The 17,143-nt window shown below is 64.0% G+C and carries 18 protein-coding genes; all 18 read right to left on the bottom strand.

Annotation, left to right across the window (positions count from 1 at the left end; all coding sequences use genetic code 11):
- Window positions 1-86: 86 nt before the first annotated feature.
- From AC1Q9F_RS14080 to AC1Q9F_RS13995, 18 genes are read right to left on the bottom strand one after another with little or no spacing between them, the layout of a single operon-like run.
- Window positions 87-890: a hypothetical protein gene (locus tag AC1Q9F_RS14080; RefSeq protein ID WP_207984792.1), complete on the bottom strand. Its 804-nt coding sequence runs from the start codon at window positions 888-890 to the stop codon at window positions 87-89.
- A 25-nt stretch (window positions 891-915) separates the two neighbouring features.
- Complete coding sequence (locus AC1Q9F_RS14075) at window positions 916-2,142, bottom strand: beta-ketoacyl-ACP synthase (protein WP_207984793.1); 1,227 nt, start codon at window positions 2,140-2,142, stop codon at window positions 916-918.
- Window positions 2,142-2,870: a 3-ketoacyl-ACP reductase FabG2 gene (locus tag AC1Q9F_RS14070; protein ID WP_262195778.1), complete on the bottom strand. Its 729-nt coding sequence runs from the start codon at window positions 2,868-2,870 to the stop codon at window positions 2,142-2,144. The genes AC1Q9F_RS14075 and AC1Q9F_RS14070 overlap by 1 nt, the downstream gene beginning before the upstream one ends.
- A complete protein-coding gene (locus tag AC1Q9F_RS14065; protein WP_007952360.1) occupies window positions 2,863-3,342 on the bottom strand; it encodes a hotdog family protein in 480 nt (159 codons plus the stop codon). Before AC1Q9F_RS14065 ends, AC1Q9F_RS14070 begins: the two co-directional genes overlap by 8 nt.
- A complete protein-coding gene (locus tag AC1Q9F_RS14060) occupies window positions 3,339-4,535 on the bottom strand; it encodes a beta-ketoacyl-[acyl-carrier-protein] synthase family protein (RefSeq protein WP_492620077.1) in 1,197 nt (398 codons plus the stop codon). The genes AC1Q9F_RS14065 and AC1Q9F_RS14060 overlap by 4 nt, the downstream gene beginning before the upstream one ends.
- Complete coding sequence (locus AC1Q9F_RS14055; protein WP_492620078.1) at window positions 4,532-5,014, bottom strand: hypothetical protein; 483 nt, start codon at window positions 5,012-5,014, stop codon at window positions 4,532-4,534. The genes AC1Q9F_RS14060 and AC1Q9F_RS14055 overlap by 4 nt, the downstream gene beginning before the upstream one ends.
- A complete protein-coding gene (locus AC1Q9F_RS14050; protein WP_011332096.1) occupies window positions 5,014-5,739 on the bottom strand; it encodes a class I SAM-dependent methyltransferase in 726 nt (241 codons plus the stop codon). The genes AC1Q9F_RS14055 and AC1Q9F_RS14050 overlap by 1 nt, the downstream gene beginning before the upstream one ends.
- Window positions 5,736-6,983, bottom strand: coding sequence for an NAD(P)/FAD-dependent oxidoreductase (locus tag AC1Q9F_RS14045; RefSeq protein ID WP_492620079.1), 1,248 nt, complete (start codon window positions 6,981-6,983; stop codon window positions 5,736-5,738). The genes AC1Q9F_RS14050 and AC1Q9F_RS14045 overlap by 4 nt, the downstream gene beginning before the upstream one ends.
- Window positions 6,970-8,130, bottom strand: a complete 1,161-nt coding sequence (locus AC1Q9F_RS14040) for a cation:proton antiporter (RefSeq protein WP_492620080.1) — start codon at window positions 8,128-8,130, stop codon at window positions 6,970-6,972. The genes AC1Q9F_RS14045 and AC1Q9F_RS14040 overlap by 14 nt, the downstream gene beginning before the upstream one ends.
- Window positions 8,127-10,466 carry an MMPL family transporter gene (locus AC1Q9F_RS14035; RefSeq protein ID WP_492620081.1) on the bottom strand — a complete coding sequence of 780 codons (2,340 nt, stop codon included), beginning with the start codon at window positions 10,464-10,466 and terminating at the stop codon, window positions 8,127-8,129. Before AC1Q9F_RS14035 ends, AC1Q9F_RS14040 begins: the two co-directional genes overlap by 4 nt.
- Window positions 10,450-11,052, bottom strand: coding sequence for an outer membrane lipoprotein carrier protein LolA (locus AC1Q9F_RS14030; protein ID WP_492620082.1), 603 nt, complete (start codon window positions 11,050-11,052; stop codon window positions 10,450-10,452). The genes AC1Q9F_RS14035 and AC1Q9F_RS14030 overlap by 17 nt, the downstream gene beginning before the upstream one ends.
- Window positions 11,049-11,474 (bottom strand): acyl-CoA thioesterase, encoded by a 426-nt coding sequence (locus AC1Q9F_RS14025; protein WP_207984801.1) that lies wholly within the window; start codon window positions 11,472-11,474, stop codon window positions 11,049-11,051. Before AC1Q9F_RS14025 ends, AC1Q9F_RS14030 begins: the two co-directional genes overlap by 4 nt.
- A complete protein-coding gene (locus AC1Q9F_RS14020) occupies window positions 11,467-13,011 on the bottom strand; it encodes an HAL/PAL/TAL family ammonia-lyase (RefSeq protein ID WP_443579010.1) in 1,545 nt (514 codons plus the stop codon). The genes AC1Q9F_RS14025 and AC1Q9F_RS14020 overlap by 8 nt, the downstream gene beginning before the upstream one ends.
- A complete protein-coding gene (locus AC1Q9F_RS14015) occupies window positions 12,992-13,939 on the bottom strand; it encodes a lysophospholipid acyltransferase family protein (RefSeq protein ID WP_085685394.1) in 948 nt (315 codons plus the stop codon). Before AC1Q9F_RS14015 ends, AC1Q9F_RS14020 begins: the two co-directional genes overlap by 20 nt.
- Window positions 13,936-14,670, bottom strand: a complete 735-nt coding sequence (locus tag AC1Q9F_RS14010) for a glycosyltransferase family 2 protein (RefSeq protein WP_207984803.1) — start codon at window positions 14,668-14,670, stop codon at window positions 13,936-13,938. The genes AC1Q9F_RS14015 and AC1Q9F_RS14010 overlap by 4 nt, the downstream gene beginning before the upstream one ends.
- Window positions 14,663-16,342, bottom strand: a complete 1,680-nt coding sequence (locus AC1Q9F_RS14005) for an ApeI family dehydratase (protein WP_492620083.1) — start codon at window positions 16,340-16,342, stop codon at window positions 14,663-14,665. Before AC1Q9F_RS14005 ends, AC1Q9F_RS14010 begins: the two co-directional genes overlap by 8 nt.
- On the bottom strand, window positions 16,339-16,884 hold the full coding sequence (locus AC1Q9F_RS14000; protein ID WP_007952346.1) for a COG4648 family protein: 546 nt from the start codon (window positions 16,882-16,884) through the stop codon (window positions 16,339-16,341). Before AC1Q9F_RS14000 ends, AC1Q9F_RS14005 begins: the two co-directional genes overlap by 4 nt.
- Window positions 16,881-17,135 (bottom strand): acyl carrier protein, encoded by a 255-nt coding sequence (locus AC1Q9F_RS13995; RefSeq protein ID WP_007947135.1) that lies wholly within the window; start codon window positions 17,133-17,135, stop codon window positions 16,881-16,883. The genes AC1Q9F_RS14000 and AC1Q9F_RS13995 overlap by 4 nt, the downstream gene beginning before the upstream one ends.
- Between the last annotated feature and the right edge of the window lie 8 nt (window positions 17,136-17,143).

The raw sequence follows: 17,143 nt of genomic DNA, 5'->3' as shown, positions 1-17,143 counted from the left end.
ACGATGCGGGGACTGTCTGGACGAGTGTAGATGCTGAAAGTGAAGAGGGCGCCGAATGGCGCCCTTTGTCGTTTCCGACGGCTCAATCAATCCACGTGCGCCAGATCCCCGCGCAACGCCACACTCGACACCACCAGCCCGGCGCGGCACTGGAATTTTTCGGTGTCTTTGTACAGGTCGCGCTGGTCGACGCTGGCGATGTTGATTACCGCATTCGCATCGGCTTTCTTCGCCGCTGCCTGCAAGGTCGCGAGGGCCGATTGCAGCGCCCAGAAGCAGGCGTCAGCGTCGGATTTGTTCGAACCGTTGGTCTTGCGGCTGCTGCTGACGGTGTCGAGTTTGCGCACCTGGTTGGGCAGCACTTCGCCGGCCAGGTAGAACTTCACGCTGCCGTCGAGCAGGCCGGCGTCGGTAGCGCGTTTGACGCCTTCACGGAAGCTCAGGTAAGTCGGCTCATCGGCGCCTTGCTTGATGATGCCCAGGTTATTGACGGATTCGATGTCCGGGTTGATCGACAGCTCTTTGAGTACGTTGTCACGCAGACGATTGACCCAGCGATTGTAGTTACCGTGGATCTTGCCGTCCTTGGCGTCCAGGCCGTAGCTGCTGCGGTAGTCGATTTCGAACGAAGTCGCGCTGAACGGAATGTCGACTTCGGCGTGATGGCGGCCGCGCACAGTGATGGCGGCTTTGATCATGCCCGGACGTACCGATTGCACGACCCACTGGCGGTCATTCAGCGCCGTGACAATGGCACGGCTCATCTGTGCGTCGGTGAAGCCCAGGTTGCTGGAAAACTCTTCCTTGGCGTTGTACACCGGTTTGCTGGTGCAACCGCCGAGTACGAAGGCCAGGGCCAGCAGGGCGGCGATGCGGTGAAACTGAGTCATTCCCTTCACTCCAGAAATGTTGCGGTCAGTGCCAGCGGCGGAAAATCAACGAAGTGTTGACGCCACCAAAAGCGAAATTGTTGTTCATCACATATTCGTTGCGCATCTGGCGGAATTCGCCGCGCAGGTAATCAAGCTTGCCGCAGTGCGGATCGACCTCGTCGAGGTTGAATGTGTGCACGTACTGATCGCGATTGAGCATTTCGATGCTGAACCACGACTCCAGCGCACCGCAGGCCCCAAGGGTGTGCCCGAGGAAGCTTTTCTGCGAGCTGATCGGCATGCGTTCGCCAAACAGGCTGCTGGTGGCCAGTGTTTCGGCAATGTCGCCCTGTTCTGTAGCCGTGCCGTGACCATTTACGTAACCAATTGCATCGGGCGTGAGGCCCGCGTCTTCCAGCGCCAGTTCCATCGCCCGGCGCATGGTGACTTGTTCGGGGCGGGTGGTGTGCTGGCCGTCGGCGTTGCTGCCGAAACCAACGATCTCGGCGTGAATGTGCGCACCGCGCGCGAGGGCGTGTTCCAGTTCTTCAAGCACCAGCATGCCGCCGCCTTCACCGATCACCAGACCGTCGCGGCCCTTGTCGTACGGGCGGGGCGAGGTGTGGGGTGCATCGTTTTTCAGGCTGGTGGCGTACAGCGCGTCGAACACCATGGCCTCGGTCGGGCACAGCTCTTCGGCGCCGCCGGCGAGCATCAGCGGCAGACGACCGAACTTGATCGCCTCGTAGGCGTAACCGATGCCCTGGCTGCCGCTGGTGCAGGCGCTGGAGGTCGGGATCAGACGGCCGGTGAGGCCGAAGAAGATGCTGATGTTCGCCGCCGTGGTGTGCGGCATCATCCGCACGTAGGAGTTGGCGTTGAGGCCTTCGGCCACCGAGTTGAGCAGCATGTTGCCGAATGCCTTGATCTCGTCGGTGCTGCCGGTGGACGAACCGCAGGCCACACCCATGCGCCCGTCCTTGATCGATTCGTCGCCGAGCAGACCGGCATCGGCCAGTGCTTTTTCCGCCGCGCCGACGGCCAGCCGCGAAACCCGGCCCATGCTGCGCAGCTGTTTGCGGGTCCAGTGCGCCGGCACCTGGAAATCATCGATGGGCCCGGCCAGACGGGTGTTGAGTTCGCTGAAGCGATCCCACTCGTCCATCCGGCGGATGCCGCTGCGGTTGGCGGCGAAATTGCCGGCGATGGTGTCCCAGTCGCTGCCCAGCGAGGTAATGCCGGCCATGCCGGTGACGACGACGCGCTTCATCAGCACAAGCCTCCGTTGACCGCCAACACCTGGCGGGTGATGTACGACGCTTCCGCCGACATCAGGAAATTCACCGCACCGGCCACTTCTTCAGGCGTGCCCATGCGTTGTGCGGGGATCATTTTCATCAGTTCTTCCACCGGCACGTTTTCATCCAGCATCGCCGTGTCGATCAGGCCCGGCGCAACGCAGTTCACCGTGATCTTGCGCTTGGCCAGTTCGATCGCCAAGGCTTTCGCGGCGCCGATCACGCCCGCTTTCGACGCGCTGTAATTGACCTGGCCACGGTTGCCGATCAGCCCCGAGACCGAGGTGATGCAAACGATGCGACCAGCGGCGCGGCGGCGGATCATCGGCATCATCACCGGGTGCAGGACGTTGTAGAAACCATCGAGGTTGGTGCGCAGCACCACGTCCCAGTCATCGTCGCTCAGGGCCGGAAAGGCGCCGTCGCGGGTCAGGCCGGCATTGAGCACCACGCCGTAGTAGGCGCCGTGGGCTTCAACGTCGGCTTCGAGGATGGCTTTGCAGGTTTCGCGATCCGCCACGTCGAATTGCAGGATGCGCGCGTTGCGGCCGAGCGCTTCGACTTCGGCTTTCACTGCTTGCGCTTGCGTCATGCCGCTGCGGCAATGCAGGACGATATCGTGGCCGGCACTGGCCAGGCGCAAGGCAATGGCGCGGCCGATGCCACGGCTGGAGCCGGTGACCAGTATTGATTCAGTCATCGTTCGACTCCTTGTTTGTTTCGTTGCGCGATTGCTCTAGATAGTCCGCCGCGTGGGGCGGGCGGAACACGTTCAGCCGGGCGCTGGCCTCGATGCCGGGCGCGTTGATGTGGCATTCGAATACGCCCATGCCGTTGTCGTCTTCCAGCGAGCGCAGGCCATGGATGGTCAGTTCGCTGCCGACCGGAAAGGCCGCGACATTGCATTCGAACTTGCGTGTGCCGAGCAGAAAGCCCAGTTCCACCGGGTTGCCTTTCTGCCGCGCATGGCAGCCGGCGAACGCGGCGACGCTTTGCGCCATCAGCTCGACGCCGACCCAGGCCGGAAGGCTGCCGTCGGGCAGGCTGAACAGGCCGCCGGGCCGGACGGTGAGGGTGGTGTGGATCTGTTCGTCGTCAAAGCTCAGGATCCGGTCGATCAGGATCATGTCGCCAGCGTGGGGCAGCAATTCGGCGAGCGGCCAGTGGGTCATGGGGCGTCTCCGATAATCAGGCTGACGTTATTGCCACCGAAGGCAAACGAGTTGCTCATCAGGTAGCGGGGTGCAATGGACGCCAGGCGTTCGTTTGTGGTCACCCACCTCAGCGTTGGCAAGGCCGGGTCGGCCTGGCCGTCCCAGACGTGCGGCGGCAAGGCGTGGTCGGGGTTGTCGGCACTCAGGCTCAACCAGCAGAACGCCGCTTCCAGTGCGCCGGCGGCACCGAGGGTGTGGCCGGTCATCGGTTTGGTCGAGGAACACGGCACGCCTTCGGCAAACAGCGCGGCGACGGCCAGGCTTTCCATGGCGTCGTTGTGCTGGGTCGCAGTGCCGTGCAGGTTCAGGTAGCAGATGTCGCCGGCTTGCAGGTGGGCTTGGTCGAGGGCTTTTTGCATCGATTGCAGCGCGCCACGGCCGCTCGGCTCCGGTGCGGAAATATGATGCGCGTCGGAGCTGGCGCCGGCGCCGAGCAGGGCGATGCCCGGCCCTGCGCCGCGTGCTTTGCTCATCACGAACAGCACCGCCGCTTCGCCGATGTTGATGCCGTTGCGGTTGGCGGAAAACGGATTGCAGCGCTCGTCCGACACCGCTTCCAGCGCGCTGAAACCGTTGAGGGTCAGTTTGCACAGGCTGTCGACACCGCCGCACAGCACCGCGTCGCACAGGCCCAGATCGAGCAGGCGTCGGGCGCTCATCAGCGCACGTGCGCTGGAGGTGCAGGCGGTGGAAATCACATACGTCGGGCCGCTCAGTTGCAGCCAGTCGGCGAGGAAATTCGCCGGGGCGCCGAGTTCCTGTTGCCGGTAGTCGTAATCGGTCGGGAACTGGTGGTCGCGAATGTAGTGCGCCAGGCCGCGACTGGCCTCGTCGATACCGGAAGTGCTGGTGCCGAGTACCACGCCGATGCGCTCGCGCCCGTACGTCTGGATCGCCTGCTCGATGTCATCGTGAATCTGCAACGCGGCTTCCAGCAACAGTTGATTGTTGCGGCTGCGCTGGTCGGCCAGCGCCTCGGGAATCGGCGCCAGATCGCCGTGCACGGCGGCCACCGGCAGTTCGCGCTCCGGCACCCAGCCGGACTCGCGGCGCATGCCCGAGCAGTCGCCGGCAAACAGGTTGCGTGCCACGGCTTGCTTGTCGCGCCCCAGGGCGCAGATCACGCCGAGGGCATTGAGGTAGGCGGTCATGACGTCGGTTCACCGAGTGGCGTTACGCGATAGTGCGGGCCTTGTGGCAGGTTCAATTCGAAGCTCAAGGGTTGGGTGTAGCGGATGTCCCAGCGCGCTGGCAGGGAACGTTGGCCGCCCTGTTGCTGCGCGTCGGGGTAGTTGCGCGACAGCTCGCCAGATGGGGTCAGTGCGAACAGCAGCGCGGCGAACAGCTCCCGGGCTTCCGGGTTGGGCGGCAGCAGGCCGTCGGCCTGCCAGTGTCCGTCGATCAACTGCTGACGGGCCTGGGGAATGCCCAGCGGATCCATCATCGACCAGCGAATGCCGGGGCCTTCGCGCTGGATCACCAGCAACCAGTCTTGCTGTTGTCCGGCCAGGTGACGCTCGATATGCAATTGCATCGGCAGCGGTAGGCTCGGGTTGCCGGCCGGCAGCGGCGCCTGACTGGCACAGGCACCGAGCAGCAGGACGCAGGCGAGCAGCAGAACACGAAACATCAGACGGCCTCGTTCAAGGGTTTGCGGGCCACCACGTTGACCAGGGTTTCTTCCCGCTGGCCAAAAGGCTTGGGCTGGCGCAGGCCAAAACGTTCGAGCAGGCCGAAATCCTTCGACCGGCTCCACCACAGATACGGGTACGAAACGTTCTGTTCGGCGAACTCAAAACCCTGCTGGCGAATCATCTCCAGGTACTGCGCCGCGCTCTTTTGCACGTGCATCGGATGCCGGAACAGCCAGCGAATCACCCACGTATCAATGTAAGCCTCGGTGGACTCGGCGAACAGCAGATAACCGCCCGGCTTGAGCACCCGATAGAACTCGGCCAGGGCTTTTTCCTGCTCCACCAGATGATGAAAGGTCTGGTGACAGAACAGCAGGTCGACGCTGGCGTCCGGCACATTGAGCGTCGCGCAGTCGCTGCCGATCAGCTCTACGTCGAAGCCCTGACGCGCGGCCTCGGCGGCGCTCAATTCAAGGCTGTGCGGGTCGGCATCGACGCCGATCAGCCGCTGTGGCGCGAAGGTCTGGCGTAGGTGGCCGAACGACTTGCCCTGGCCACAGCCGGCATCCAGCAGCACCGGACTGGCCGGCAACGATTCGCTGAACAGCCCGCGCAGATCGTTGATCGCCACGCGCAATACATGGTGCTGCCAGGTGTGGCTGCGCAGGAACCAGAAGCCGAAGCGGGTTTCCTCGACGTAGTTGTCGCTCAGGTAATTCATGTGTCGTCCCTTGCACAGAGTTCGGAGATCGTCTTCAGCCGACGGCGCGCTTCACTGACGAACGGGTTGCGTTCGTCCCAGGCGTAGCCGGCGAGGATCGAGCAGATCATGCGGCGGATTTCCGGCGAGCCTTGCTCGTGGAAAATCACGTCCTGGAAAGTGCCGGCGTACCAGCCTTCGACGTAGCAGCGGAAAGTGTCGACCCCGCGTTTCAGCGGCTCGGCGAATTCGCTTTGCCAGTCCACCGTTTCGCCCTGCAACTGCCGGTGCAGCACAGCGGCGGCCATGCTCGCCGAACGCATGGCAATGGTCACGCCCGAGGAGAACACCGGGTCGAGAAATTCGGCCGCGTTACCCAGCAGCGCGAAGCCTGGGCCGTGCAGGGTTTTGACGTTCGCCGCATAGCCGCCGAGGGTGCGCGCCGGGGTGTCCCACACGGCGTTGTTCAGCACCTTGGCCAGGCTCGGGGTTTCGGCGATGAACCCGCGCAGGCAGGCGTCGAGGTCGGCATCGCGGCCTGCGAAATGTTCAGCGGCAGCCACCACGCCCACCGAGCAGCGACCGTTGCTGAACGGGATCGACCAGAACCAGATATCGCGGTGCTGCGGATGGGTGGTGATGAGGATCTTCTCGCGGTCGAAACCGGGATGATCGATGTGGTCTTCGACGTGGGTGAAGACGGCCTGGCGAACCGGGAAATTCGACGGTGCTTCCAGGTCGAGCAAACGTGACAGCACGCGGCCGTAGCCGCTGGCATCGAGGACAAAATCGGCTTCGACGCGGTACTCGCTGCCGTCTTCGCGACGTACATCCAGCTGCGGTCGCGGACGTTCGAAATCGACGCTGACAATCGCGTCGCCGTAGCGGATTTCCGCACCCTGCAACGCAGCCTGATCGGCCAGCAATTTGTCGAAGTCGGCGCGTTGCACCTGCAGCGTCGTGGGCTTGCCGGCGGTGAAGGTATCACCAAAATCGAAGGCGCTGTAGCGCTCGCCCCAGGCGAATGCCGCGCCGTTCTTGCGCTGGAAACCGGCGGCATTCACCGCCTCGAGCATGCCGGCTTCTTCGACGAAATCCAGGCAATGGCAGAGCAGGCTTTCACCGATGGAGAACCTCGGGAAATGCTGGCGCTCGATCACCAGCACGTCGTGTCCCTTGCGCTTGAGCAGTGCGGCGGCAATGGCGCCGGAGGGGCCGGCGCCGATGATCACGACCTGACGGGATTCCATTTCAACGATTGGCACGTGAGCTCCTGGGTACGGCAATAGGATTCAGTGACGCCCGGTGCAGGCCGATGAAGGCCGGCAGCAGCGTCGCGATCAGACCCATCAGCATCAGCGCAAAGTACAGCGCCGGACTGATTAGCTGTTGTTGCAACAGCAGGTTGAGAAAAACGATTTCGCTCAAGCCGCGAATGTTCAGCAGCACGCTTTCGCGCCAGCGGCTGGCGCCTTCGAATGACGCGCCGGCCCAACCGAGGCCGAGCCAGTTGCCCAGGATTTTGCTGACGATCGGCAACAGCAGGAGCGCCGCCCATTGCACGGCGCCGAGGCTGGCGAGGGCGCTGTGCACGTCGATCTGGACGATGCCGAAAGTGAGGATCAGCGGAATTGCGACCCACGTCTGCAAGCGGTTCATCCAGTGCGCCGGCAGCGGCAACACCAGTGGCACCTTGAGCGCGGCCATGCACAGCAGATAGCCGATGCCGAAAATCAGCGCGTTGAGTTTGTAGTGTTCGGCCAGCACCAGCAGCGCAAAGAAGCCGAGGCTGTAGGTCAGTGGCCGGCGTATGCCGACCACTCGCAGGAGCACTGGCACGCAGGCCATCCCCAGCGGCAGCAACAGACTGCTCAGGTGCAGGCTGCCCTGAGCGAGGCCGAACAGGGTCCAGCAGGTCAGGTCGATCAGGATCGCGGTCTGCACCAGACGCCGGGTGGCGGCGGGCGGGTAGTCGATGTGGCGCAGGTACAGGTACAACACCGGGATCGCGGTGATGGCGAACACCAGACCGATGGCCAGCGAGTTGATCCACGGTTGCGTCGGCAACAGCCAGTACGCCGTCGCCAGGCCGCAGGTGAACGGCACGGCGAAACTCGGCAGGGCGATCTTCACGCTCTTGCGGTCCAGACGCAGGTCGATCACGTCGCTGAGGATGTGCCCCAGCAGCAGGGCGAAGCTCAGGCTGTAGAGGTTTTTCAGCCAGCCCGGCGCGATCAGTTCGGCGCCGTTGAGTTGCCAGCCCGGTTCAATCCAGAAGTACATCAGCAGCGGCAGGCCGAAGCTGGCCAGCAGCAATTGACTGACGATCGGGATCAGCCCGAAATGTCGACCGACCCGGGTGGCGACGAAGAACAGCGCCAGGGCCATCAGCCAGAAAATCACCACCATCATGCTGCAGGCTCCGTGACGGCAACCGCGTGGGCCTGACGCCCGGCCCACGGCGCGAGCATGAAGCTGAACGCCAGCCCGAGGCTCACCGACAGGCCGAAGTTACTCACCGCCGGCGTACTCGACACCGCCAGCAAGCCGAACGACAGCCAGGTGGTGGCGGCCGCGAGCAAGGTGCCGAGCAGGCTGACGGCCGCACCGCCGACCTGCTCGCGCATGAGGATCGCGTAGTCGACGCTGATCGCCGTCACCAGCAGCAGGCCAAACAGGCTGAACAGGGTCAGCGGCTGACCGAGCCAGCCCAGGCTGGCGAGGCTGCACAGCGCAGCGAGCAGCGGCAGGGCGACGATTCGCAGCGCGCCACCGAGACCGAACGGCAGCATCAACACCAGCACGATCAACACACAGGACGCGAGTTTCAGCTCAGCGGCGCTGATCTGGGTCTGGGCGAACACCTTGTTCAGATCGCCGAGCCGATCCACCAGCATCACGCCGGGCAGATCCAGCGCCTGCACCCGCAACAGCGACGGATTGTTCAGGCCTTGCAGGCTGACCATTGCCGCCAAGCCGTCCTCGGTCGGCCCCAGCCACAGAGTGCGGTAGGGCTCGCCGAGCGGACCGGCCAGTGCCGCATCGATGTCTTCGGCAGGCAGTGTCTGCAACTTTTGCAGCTCGGTTTGCAGCGCCGCCAGCGGCACGCCGACCTCCAGCAACGGCTGCCAGAACTGCGTCAACTTGCTCAGCGCTTCACGCACTTGTTGCTGCTGAGACGGCGGGCTGACCAGTTGATTGAGCGCCAGATAACCCTGCAGTTTGTCGAGGTTGACCAGTTGATCCAGCCGCTCGCTCAGGGCCGCTTGCCGTTCCAGCAATTGCTGCTGATCGGCGGCGCGCACCAGGAAGAACTGGCTGGTCGGCTGATAGCCGGTAATCCGCGCGATGGTCTGCGCCTCATCGGTCAGGCGTTGCGGCGCACCGACCCACTGGCGGATGTCGTTCTTGCTCTCCAGTTGCAGCAGGCCACCGACGCAGAAGGCGATCAGCAGGGCTAGCAACACCGGCGTCCTGACGTGTTCGAGCAGTGTTTCCCGCAGTCGCACCAGACGCTCGGCCAGTTGCAGGGGCCATTGCGCCGGGCGCAGTTCGACGTTTTTCAGCAGCGCCGGCAACAGGCACACCGCCGACAAGTAGGCACCGAGCAAACCGGCGGCGGAGAACACCGCTATCTGGGTCAGCGCCGGGAAAGGCGTCCAGGCCAGCGCCAGGTAACCGATGGCGCTGGTGATCAGACTCAGCGTCAGCCCGGACAGGGTCAGGCGCAACGCCGGCCAGCTGCGCCACGGCTTGAGGCTCCAGCTCTTGGACAGGTAGTGCAGCGGGTAATCCACCGCCACGCCGATCAGGCTGGAACCGAGCACCAGCGTCATCACGTGCATGTGCCCGAACAGCGCCACACAGGCCACGGCACCGAACAGCATGCCGACCAGCACCGGGATGAACGCCAGCAGCACCCGCCAGCGGCGGAAGGCGAGCAGCAACAGCAACAGGATGCCGACGGTGGCGCCGCCGCCGACCCAGGTCATTTCCCGGGTCGCTTGTTGCTGACCGTTGGCGGCGTACAGCAGGCCACTGGCGGCCAGCAATTGCACGTCGGCACTCGCCGCTTGCTCGCGGCTGTGTTGCAACAGGGCGGCGACCTGCAGCGGCTGATTCATGTCGAAGGCGCTGCCGGTGGTACGTGCGCGCAGCAGCACCCAGCTTTTGCCGTCGGCGTCGGCGATCAACGCGCCGCTGCCGATGTCCAGTTGCACCGCGCCATGTTGTGGCTGGCTGTTCTGGATGCGCCCGGTCAGGCCCAGCCAGTCGTCCTGGCTCGGCACCAGACTGAACCCGGTGAACGGGTCGAATAGTGCCTGCACCCGTTGCTGGATGAAGGCGTCGGGATGTTCGGTCAGCAGTTGCCGGTCATCCGCCGAGAGCATCGCCAGCCGCCCTTGCAGCAATTGAGTGCGCAGGGCTGGCAGATCGGCTTGCAGATTCCATTGGACCTTTTCGAACAGCCCGCTGGCCTGCCATTGCTCGCCCAGGGACTGGGCCATCGCGACGGCTTGCTGGCGATCGGCGTGGCCGACCAGCACCAGCATGTCGCGGTTGAGCGGTTCCTGCATGCGTTGTTCGGCGCGCAGTTCGAGGGCGTCCGGGTGGGTGCCTGGCACCAGTTCCATCAGGTTGGCCGACAGCGGCGCACCGTCGCGCCACTGCCAGGCGCCCAGTGCTACAACCGCCAGCAGCAGGATCAGGAACAGCCAGGGCAGCCTGCGTTCACTCGGCAAAGTCATGTTGCTCCGCGTCGCTCAGAGGTTGGCCGGCAGTGCTGTCCTGCATGCGCAGCACGGTGCTGTCGCCCTGGGTTTCCAGCAGTTCGATGGTGTTCACCAACGTGCCGCCGCTGATGTTGATCTGATTGAACACCTGCTTGAGCAGCACCGAGCGCGGGGTCAGGGTCAATTGCCATTTCTGCGCATCGCCGCTCAGGGCCAGTTCGAAATCCCGTTGCAGACCGCTGCTGTCGCCTTGCAGCACCGCGAGGAACAGTCGGTTCTGTTCGGTGCCGGCGCTCTTGTTCGGCAGCAGTTGCCAGCCGGTGGCATCACGCCGGGCGATGCCTTTGGCGCTGATGCGGTAATCCTGTTGCAGCGGAGTTTTCAGCAGCCACAGCAAGCCGTGGTTTTTCGCCAGCACGAAGCTGCCCTTGCTGATCAGCGGCTGGGGCAGGGCGCGCAGGTGTTTTTCCTGGATGAACTGGCCGTGGATCACGTCCGGTTTCGCCAGTTGCTCGCTCAGCTGTTGCAGGTCGAAGGCGTTGGCCAGTGACGACAGCGTCAGCAGCGCCAGGGCCCCCAGGGATTTCAACAACACATTCATCGCAGCATCCTTTCCACGGCATCGGTGAAGACTTTCGGCGAGGCCAGTTGCATCTCGCGGCTGCTCATCTCGACGGCGACCTGCACCGAGCTGGCGCGGGTCAGCCGCTCGCCGGTCTCGGCATCGGTGATCAGGTAGTTAATCTTCAGGCGGTTTTCCCATTCCACCAGGCTGGCGCGCACGTTCAGCCGCTGACCGAACACCGCGCCGCGCACGTAGCGCAATTGCAGGTCGATCACCGGCCAGGCATAGCCCGAGTCGACCATCTGGTTGTAGTTGTGGCCGATCTTGTCGAGCAACGCGCAGCGCGCCACTTCCAGGTATTTCACGTAATGGCCGTGCCAGACGACGTGCATGGTGTCGACGTCAAAGAACGGCACGAGGATTTCCGTATCGGCGTGAAGCACTCCGGCACTACGCATGCAGCCTCCAGTGTTGTTCGGCGATGCGTTGCAGGCACAGGCGCAATTCACCTTCCAGGGCGCGGTCTTCGATCACCGGCGGGAAGTCCCGGGCCAGTTGTTCGTGCATCGCGGCCAGCGACGGTGGCAGCGGACGCGCGTCTGCATCGCGGCCGCGCAGCCATACGCCTTGATTGGCCGCCAGCAACGTGGCGGCGGCGACCTGTTCGGTCAGCTCCAGCACACGGATGGCGTCGCGGGCGGCGATGGTGCCCATGCTCACCTTGTCCTGGTTGTGGCACTCAGTGGAGCGCGAGAACACGCTGGCCGGCATGGTGTTTTTCAAGGCCTCGGCTGTCCAGGCGCTGGCGCCGATCTGCACGGCCTTGAAGCCGTGGTTGAGCATCGCGCGGTCGGCGCTGGCGCCCGACAGGTTGCTCGGCAAACCGTGGTTGTAACGCTCGTCCACCAGCAGCGCGAGTTGTCGGTCGAGCAGGTCGGCGACGTTGGCCACGAGGTTTTTCAGGCTGTCCATGGCGAACGCGATATGTCCGCCGTAGAAGTGCCCGCCGTGCAGCACGCGTTCGGCTTCGGCGTCGATGATCGGGTTGTCGTTGGCGCTGTTGAGTTCGGTCTCGATGAACGAGCGCAACCAGTTCAGGCTGTCGGCCAACACGCCGAGCACGTGCGGTGCGCAGCGCAGCGAGTAGCGATCCTGCAAGCGGTGTAGCGGCGCGGTCGGTGCGTCGATCGCCAGATCCTTGCGCAGCCACGCGGCGACCTGCATCTGACCCGGATGCGGCTTGGCGGCGAACAGGCGCTCGTCGAAGTGTTCCGGATTGCCTTGCAGCGCCACCACGTTCAGCGCGGTGATGCGGGTGGCCAGTTGCAGCAGGTAATCGGCTCGGGCGTAGGCCAGGCAGGCGAGGCCGGTCATCACGGCGGTGCCGTTCATCAATGCCAGCGCTTCTTTCGGGCGCAGCACCAAAGGCGTCCAGCCCAGTTCGCGGTGCACGTCCGCAGCCTGGCGGCGTTCGCCACGGAACATCACTTCACGCTCGCCGGACAGGGTTGCTGCGACGTAGGACAGCGGCGTCAGATCGCCGCTGGCGCCCACCGAGCCTTCTTCAGGAATCAGCGGCAAAATGTCGTGTTCAAGGAAAGCATGCAGGCGCTCCAGCAACTCGATGCGCACCCCGGATACGCCGTGGCACAACGACTGCAAACGCGCCGCCAGCACCGCGCGGGTGGCCTGGGCGTCGAGCAGTTTGCCCAGCCCGCAACCGTGGAACGTGTAGAGATGACGCGGCAGCGCCTCGACGTGATGCAACGGCACCGCGACCACGCAGGAGTCGCCGTAACCGGTGGTCACGCCGTAGATCACGCCTTCCTTGTCCAGCAGCGAATCGAGGAACCGCGCGCCTTTGGCGATGCGTTCGCGATAAGGCGCGTCGCTCTGCAACTGCACGGGCGCCTGACGGTTGGCCAGGGCCAGCACGTCTTCGATGCGCAAAGGGCGTTCGCCGAAGGTGACCGGCTCAGGAGTTGGCGTTGTCATCGGTTTTCCAGAATGGGTAAAAGTTGAACCATTGGCACGGTGCTTCGAGGCAATAGTGACTCAGGCGCTGCGCATAGCGGGTGGCCCACTGATGAATGACCTGTTCGCGCTCGCGGCGTGACCACACCACGGCGTCGGCGAAGGGTTCGAGGGTCAGGCGATAGTGACCGTCAGGCTGCTTGAGGCACATCAGCAGATTGACCGGGCATTTCAGCAGGCCGGCCAGCAGCCACGGCCCTTGCGGGAACGGCGCCGGGTGGCCGAGAAAGTCCACGGTCACGCTGCGCCCGCCATGCAGCGGCACGCGGTCGCCGGCAATCGCCAGCCACTCGCCGCGCTCCAGCCGTTCGTGCAGTTGCAGCATGATCACCGGGTCCAGCTCGCTGACCTGGATCAGTCGTAAATTGGTCGCCCCGGCTTCACCCAGCAGGCGATTGAACTGCTCGGCGTGCTTGGTGTGTACCAGCACGTTCATCGTGACCTTTTCGCCCAGCTCCGCCAGTGCCCGGCACACTTCGAGGTTGCCCAGATGCGCGCCCACCAGCATTTGCCCGCGACTGCCGCGCAACTGATTGCGCAACAGCGCCGGGTCGATGATCTCGATCTGCTCGATCTTCAGCTTGCCGTTCCACACGTCGAGCTTGTCGAGCAGCGAATCGGCGAATGCCATGAACTGGCGGAACACCCGCCACCGGGTCGGACGCAATTCGGGGCGACCGCTCCAGTCGGCGAGGCGCTGCTGATACTGCCAGGCACTGCGCCGCGCAGTGCGGCCGAACAGGAAAAAGTACAGGACGATGCCGTACAGCAACGGGCTCAGCAGGCGCCGGCCAAGGACCTTGGCGGCGAACGCGGTGAATTTCATCAGCAGGAAACTGCCGCGTTCTTCGCGGTCGGCCCAGTGCTTTTTGTCGGTCTCGACGGTCATGCGCGCCACCGTCGCCAGAGGATTGCGGGCAAGCGCAGCAACATGCCGAAGAACAGACGCGTGTGCATGCTCGAGATCAGCACGTTGTCGTGGAACAGGCGAAAGTGCGACACGCCGTCCAGCGGGTAATGCACGCTGGTCTGCAACCAGCGCATCGGCTGATTACGCCATGACAGGCGCACCAGGATGTCCGAGTCGAAATCCATGCGCTTGCCGATCCGCGCCGAGTCGATCACGCCCAGCGTCGGTTCCAGCGGGTACACCCGGAAGCCGCACATCGAATCGCGAATCTGCAGCGACAAGGTGTTGATCCACACCATCACGTGGGTCAGGTAACGCGCATACAAACGGCCTTTGGGCACACTGGCGTCGTACAGCGGATAGCCGCAGATCATCGACTGGGGGTGAGCGCGGGATTCCTCGATGAAACGCGCGACATCCTGCAAGTCATGCTGACCGTCGGCATCGACCTGCAAGGCATGGCTGAAGCCGAGTCGCGCGGCTTCACGCAGACCGGTCATCACCGCGCCGCCCTTGCCCTGATTGGCAGTGAGGCGCACCAGATAAACTCGCTCGCGCTCGGCCAGCGCGTCGAGCACCGCTGCGCAGGATTTGCTGCTGGCATCGTCCACCAGAATGCACGGCAGATCCTGGGCGAGCAGAGCGTCGACCACCGTGCCGATAGCGGTTTCGTGGTTGTAGACCGGGATCACTGCGCAAGGGTTATGCATCGCCAGTCCCCAGCAGAATCCGCCCGCTGGAGCAGGTGGCCGTGTCGTTGCGGTAGGCGAAATACAACTTGCCGCGCTCCGGATCGAAGCGCAGGTGCAGCTGGATTTCATCGCCGGGGCGCACCAGTTGCTGGAATTTCAGCACTTCCATGCCGGCGAACGCGCCGGGCAGGTTGAGCAGTTGCCGACCCAGGTCCAGCGCCCATTCGACCTGCACCACGCCCGGCAGTACCGGGGCCTTGGGGAAGTGGCCGCTGAAGTAGGCCAGGTCCGGCGGAACGCTCAATTGCAGGTTCCATTCGCCCCCGGTTTCAGCCTGCTCTAGGATTTCCGGTGCTTTTGGCCGTGGCGCCAACAGCAAGGCTTCAACGTCCGCTTGAGGCAATTTGCCCTGCGAGGTCAGCGGCAACTGTCGTAGCAGACGCCAGCGGCGGGGCAGGGCCAGGGTTTCACAATGGTCGCCGAGATGACGGCGCAGGGTTTCGGTCAGGCTGCGCCGACCGTGTTCGCGCAGGGCAAACAGGCCGGATTCGCTGAGCACCAGCAGCGCGCCGAGCGACGCACGGCTTTCCTGCACCACGCCCAGTCGCGCTTCGGCGACCCAGTCGTGGGCCGTCAGCGCCTGTTCAAGCATCGGCAGGGAAATACGTTTTTCTTCGAGTTTGACGATCCGGTCGAGCCGCCCGAGCAATTCAAAGCGGCCATCGGCCTGAATGCGCGCCGCATCGGCGGTGTGTTCGATATGTCCGGCGGGCAGATAAGGCGAAGCGATCAGCAAGGCGCCGTCGCTGTCCTGGTTCAACTCGACACCGGCAAACGGCTGCCACAACGATTCGCCCTGACGCCAGGCGATGCCGCCGGTTTCCGAGCTGCCGAAGATTTCCGTCGGCCACTGTCCCAGGCGTTGATGCAGGCTTTGTGCGGCGTCTGCCGGCAGTGCGCCGCCAGATGAAAAAAACCGGCGCACAGCACTCAGCGCTGGCCAGTCGAGGTTGTCGCCCATGCGTTTGAGCAGCGCCGGACTGGCGACCCAGGCGAAGGCCGGGTGCTCGCGGCTGGCGCGTTGCAGGTCTTCCGGGAAGGCCAGTTGCTTGCGCAGGAACGGACGCCCGGCACACAGCGGCCACAGCACGCGGAACAGCAAGCCGTAGATGTGCTGGGTGGCGACGCTGCCAAGAATGCAGGCCTCACCGAGATCCGCGCCCCACAGTTGCTCAAGGGCTTCGACTTCGTTGGCCAGTTGGCGCAGGGATTTGTCGATGCGCTTGGGCTCGCCACTGGAGCCGGAGGTGCACAGGCTCAGGCGGCACTGGTCGAGATCCAGTTCGGCAGCGGGCAGGGGAGTTTGCAGCAGATCGCTCAGGCGCGCGTCATCGGCCTGATCGGTCAGCCACAGATCGACGTCGTTCGACCAGCGCTGGCGGGTCTGCGCTTGCAAATCCGAAGGCAACAATACGCTGACACCGGCGCGCCAGGCGCCGAGCAGGGCGACGGCCAGGTCGGCGGCATCTTCCAGATACACGGCCAGACGTTGTACGCCGCGCGCTTGCAGACCGGCCGCCAGGCTCAGGGCCTGTTCGCGCAGTTGTGCATGATCGAATGCCGGTGCGCTCGTTATCGCGCGCGCCGGCAGGGCCTTGAGCAACAGCTGCTCAAGTTTTATCCAGTTCATGGGCGACCTCTTACCCGTTGTCGTATCAGCCATTCAATGGCAAACATCAGGCCGATCAATCCGTAGGAGATCAGGCCGGTGTACAACATCCACCAGTTCAGCGGCGCCCACAGTGTCAGCAGGGCGGCGCACAAACCGTTGCAAAAGAAAAACACGCTCCAGGCCACGGTGACCTGGCGGGTGTAACGAATCGCCTTGGGCGGCAGTTGCGGTTCACGCAGGCGAGCCAGACGCTCGACCATCGGCGGGCCGTATTTCAGGCTCAGGCTGAACAGCACCAGCATGAAGCCGCTGATGAGCACCGGGTACCAACGCAACAGCAAAGGGCTGTCGAACACCGCCAGCAGCAGGCAGAACACGATCGCTACGCAGGCCATCCACAGGCTGCCGGGCTTGCGTTCGCCGGTCAGCGCCCGGGCCAGCCATAGGCCGCCCAGCAGCAGACCGAACTGCCATGGCGCGAAATGCTCCATGCCGAAATACACCGCAAAGGGATACAGCAGGCCCGCCAGCAGCAGGCCGAGGCCGATCAGTCGGCTCATGCGGCCGGTTGAACCAGACGGTAGACCGCCTCGACTACGTCGCTGACGGTGCGCACCGACTTGAATTCCTCGGCGGCGATTTTCTTGCCGGTCTGGCGCTTGATGTGATCGATCAGGTCGACGGCGTCGATGCTGTCGATTTCCAGATCCTGATACAGGTTGGATTCCAGGCTCACGCGGGCCGGGTCCAGTTCGAACAGCTCGACCAGGGCATCGCGCAGGGTGTTGAAGATGTCGTCACGAGTTTGCATGGTCCGGT

Source organism: Pseudomonas sp. GW823-FHT04A03 (assembly GCF_058796615.1).
Note: the sequence above shows the minus strand (reverse complement) of the source record. Positions and strands in the feature narration are given on the sequence as shown.

Bases quoted from the DNA above. Each gene is read 5' to 3' on its own strand.
- AC1Q9F_RS14080 (WP_207984792.1), bottom strand. From the start codon at position 890: ATGACTCAGTTTCACCGCATCGCCGCCCTGCTGGCCCTGGCCTTCGTA.
- AC1Q9F_RS14075 (WP_207984793.1), bottom strand. From the start codon at position 2,142: ATGAAGCGCGTCGTCGTCACCGGCATGGCCGGCATTACCTCGCTGGGC.
- AC1Q9F_RS14070 (WP_262195778.1), bottom strand. From the start codon at position 2,870: ATGACTGAATCAATACTGGTCACCGGCTCCAGCCGTGGCATCGGCCGC.
- AC1Q9F_RS14065 (WP_007952360.1), bottom strand. From the start codon at position 3,342: ATGACCCACTGGCCGCTCGCCGAATTGCTGCCCCACGCTGGCGACATG.
- AC1Q9F_RS14060 (WP_492620077.1), bottom strand. From the start codon at position 4,535: ATGACCGCCTACCTCAATGCCCTCGGCGTGATCTGCGCCCTGGGGCGC.
- AC1Q9F_RS14055 (WP_492620078.1), bottom strand. From the start codon at position 5,014: ATGTTTCGTGTTCTGCTGCTCGCCTGCGTCCTGCTGCTCGGTGCCTGT.
- AC1Q9F_RS14050 (WP_011332096.1), bottom strand. From the start codon at position 5,739: ATGAATTACCTGAGCGACAACTACGTCGAGGAAACCCGCTTCGGCTTC.
- AC1Q9F_RS14040 (WP_492620080.1), bottom strand. From the start codon at position 8,130: ATGATGGTGGTGATTTTCTGGCTGATGGCCCTGGCGCTGTTCTTCGTC.
- AC1Q9F_RS14035 (WP_492620081.1), bottom strand. From the start codon at position 10,466: ATGACTTTGCCGAGTGAACGCAGGCTGCCCTGGCTGTTCCTGATCCTG.
- AC1Q9F_RS14030 (WP_492620082.1), bottom strand. From the start codon at position 11,052: ATGAATGTGTTGTTGAAATCCCTGGGGGCCCTGGCGCTGCTGACGCTG.
- AC1Q9F_RS14025 (WP_207984801.1), bottom strand. From the start codon at position 11,474: ATGCGTAGTGCCGGAGTGCTTCACGCCGATACGGAAATCCTCGTGCCG.
- AC1Q9F_RS14020 (WP_443579010.1), bottom strand. From the start codon at position 13,011: ATGACAACGCCAACTCCTGAGCCGGTCACCTTCGGCGAACGCCCTTTG.
- AC1Q9F_RS14015 (WP_085685394.1), bottom strand. From the start codon at position 13,939: ATGACCGTCGAGACCGACAAAAAGCACTGGGCCGACCGCGAAGAACGC.
- AC1Q9F_RS14010 (WP_207984803.1), bottom strand. From the start codon at position 14,670: ATGCATAACCCTTGCGCAGTGATCCCGGTCTACAACCACGAAACCGCT.
- AC1Q9F_RS14005 (WP_492620083.1), bottom strand. From the start codon at position 16,342: ATGAACTGGATAAAACTTGAGCAGCTGTTGCTCAAGGCCCTGCCGGCG.
- AC1Q9F_RS14000 (WP_007952346.1), bottom strand. From the start codon at position 16,884: ATGAGCCGACTGATCGGCCTCGGCCTGCTGCTGGCGGGCCTGCTGTAT.
- AC1Q9F_RS13995 (WP_007947135.1), bottom strand. From the start codon at position 17,135: ATGCAAACTCGTGACGACATCTTCAACACCCTGCGCGATGCCCTGGTC.